Origin of the sequence: Trichocoleus sp. ST-U1 (assembly GCF_039961835.1) — a bacterium.
Classification (GTDB): Bacteria; Cyanobacteriota; Cyanobacteriia; order Cyanobacteriales; family FACHB-T130; genus FACHB-T130.
The window spans coordinates 1-2,467 of the sequence record NZ_JAMPJZ010000165.1 but is presented as its reverse complement, the minus strand read 5'-3'; the positions used below and the strand labels follow the sequence as shown (position 1 = coordinate 2,467).

1 protein-coding gene and 1 pseudogene are annotated in these 2,467 nt (G+C 43.3%); both read left to right on the top strand.

All coding sequences use genetic code 11. The features are described 5' to 3' along the window. Positions 1–1,235 (top strand): annotated as a pseudogene (locus tag NDA06_RS26530) (hypothetical protein); the annotation flags it as partial. A 161-nt stretch (positions 1,236–1,396) separates the two neighbouring features. Beyond that, positions 1,397–2,467: SWIM zinc finger family protein (locus NDA06_RS26525; RefSeq protein WP_348251950.1), on the top strand; the 1,071-nt coding region annotated here is incomplete at its 3' end.

Sequence of the window (2,467 nt, the reverse complement as noted above, 5' to 3'; positions counted from 1 at the left end):
GTTTTGCGCCGCAACTGCGTAATTTGGGGTTTGGTGTAATCCTTGATTTACTTAATCACCCGATGCAGGAAATTCAAGAATTAGGTGCAAGAATTCTATTAAATCATGATATTCGTGCTGTTGATCTACCGCCAGATTTAATTGAATTACTTCTTGCCTCTCCTTATGAGTCAGTACGCGGTATTGGGGTGAGGATTTTTGGACAACTACCTGATGAGAGATTGTTAAGCGATCGCATCCTCATCGTCTCAATGGCAATTAACGCTGTCGCTGATATTCGTAATGCAATCCGTCCTGTGATTCGGCGTTTAGCAACCAATCAACTCAATTTTAGTGCCGAGTTAGCGGCTGACTTGATTGATATCTTAATTACGCCAGAAAGACACGAAGGTGTTCACAAATATTTATTGGGTTTGTTACGAGAAGATATCCCCGGATGGATGTCTAACATCAGCAAAGAACGTGCGATGCAACTTCTTCGCGCTAAATCATCAGTTGCCCAAGAATTGGGGGGTTTGGTGTTGCAAGAAAATAGCGCTCGCTTTCTTCCCGACTTCGAGACAAGTGAGATTGTCAAGCTGGCAAATCACGAAATTTTATCAGTGCGTGAAGCCGCAAGAGAGATGTTTTTAAAAACATTAAACCGTATCCGCACCAACTCCCAAGAAATGTTATCAGCAGTGCGACTACTAGAGTCAAAGTGGGATGATTCGCGAGAATTTGCATCTAGAATTTTTAGCACAGATTTCACCCATGAAGATTGGACTCCAGAAGTAATGGTTAGCGTCTGCGACAGCATTCGCGAAGATGTTCGTTTTTTTGGGCGCGATTTAGTAACTCGCAACTTCAAAGAAACCGATGGACAAGAATACCTACTCAAATTCAGTGAACATCCCTCAACGGATATGCAGACCTTTGCTACTAACTATTTAGAAAACCATGCTGTAAATAATTATCAAGGCTTGCGACAACTAACGCCATACTTTATCAGCGTTTTGTCCGGTGTCAATCGCGGAAGAGTTGCCAAACAAAGAATATTTGCCTTTCTAGATACCGAAGCCCAAAAAAGTGAAGAAGCTGCACAAATTGTAGCTGGAATTCTCACTCGACAATCTGTCACAATGGCAATTGGCGACAAAGCCACTGCGATTCAGATAATGCTGAAAATTCAAAAAGCTTATCCTCAGATATCCTTACCGATTCAGGTAAAACCTATTTCCCAAGTCAGAAACTAAAGCCAAACATAAACCTTCCTCTCTGTTTCTTATATTCGCGTCTTGGCACTTCATTCTCCCTCCCTAAAAGCCATTAAATATCCTACCTTTTTTCTTAGCGCCTTCAGTGCTTCTGCGGTTCGTTAAATCTACTTTCTCCCACTTCCTACAAGTCAAACCTTATGGAATTTAACTACGCCTACAACGGAAGTACATCTGTTAATGAAAGCGGTGCAAACACCCAGATGTCCTTTTCTCCCGATATTAAACGCGAACCCACGTACTTTATTGGAGAATTGCGTCAGAATGTCGCCTTTCGGGAAGCGATTAGCGCCTTACATGATGTTGTCGTCTCCGATATGCGGTTCAAACCCAAAGACAAAACGGCATATAAAGAATGGGCAGCAAAACAACAGGATCTAGACTGGCAACTTATCGCCGCACAACGCCAAGAAGTTGCGAATCAAATCAAGCCCTTGCAGGATGAACTTAATCAATTAAGCCAGCATAGTTACCAGCGGCGGGAACCTTTTTACAAGGCACAACGCCGTTATTTTGATTACCTTTATCAAAAAGACCGCGATGCTTGGTTTGTTCTCGATCCAGTGATTACAGTTCATCCCGACGAAGTATTTTTTGAATGTTTCAGTCAGGATGAATCCAGTTATGGTCGTCTCGGTGCCAGCTACGAGGTTTTTCAAAATATCAACGAGTTTGCCTGCGGTACGACTAATATTGATTACTCAGCGGCACTTTACGACGAGTTTCAAAAAATACGCAGTTACAAAAATACCAAATTTGAAATAGATCCCTCTGGTTTTGAAGTTCAAACTACGCACGAAGAAACTTTTAAAGAAGTCAAAATCGATTTACCCGATAGTTGGGTAAGAGGTTTTTTGCAAGTTAGTTCGGCGATGTCTTTACCAGCAACGCGAGTTGATTTGCATCCGATGGATATTTACAATATGTGCTTTGTGCTGCGTCGCCACAAGGAAAAGCAAGGGCCTCGCAGTATGCGCTACCATCTTAAACCTGGGGAACCCGTGCGGATAACGTTCGATCCGTGGGGAATTGAAATCGTTTGTGCGCGATCGCTCTACACTGGATCGCAATCACAAGAAATCCGCGTTTGGGGACGACGCCGCCTCCACATCCTCGAACGTCTCATCCCCGTGGCGAAAAAGTTTACCGTTCACCTACTCGGTACGGGTATGCCTTCCTTCTATGTCGCTGACTTAGGCGATATGTCCTTT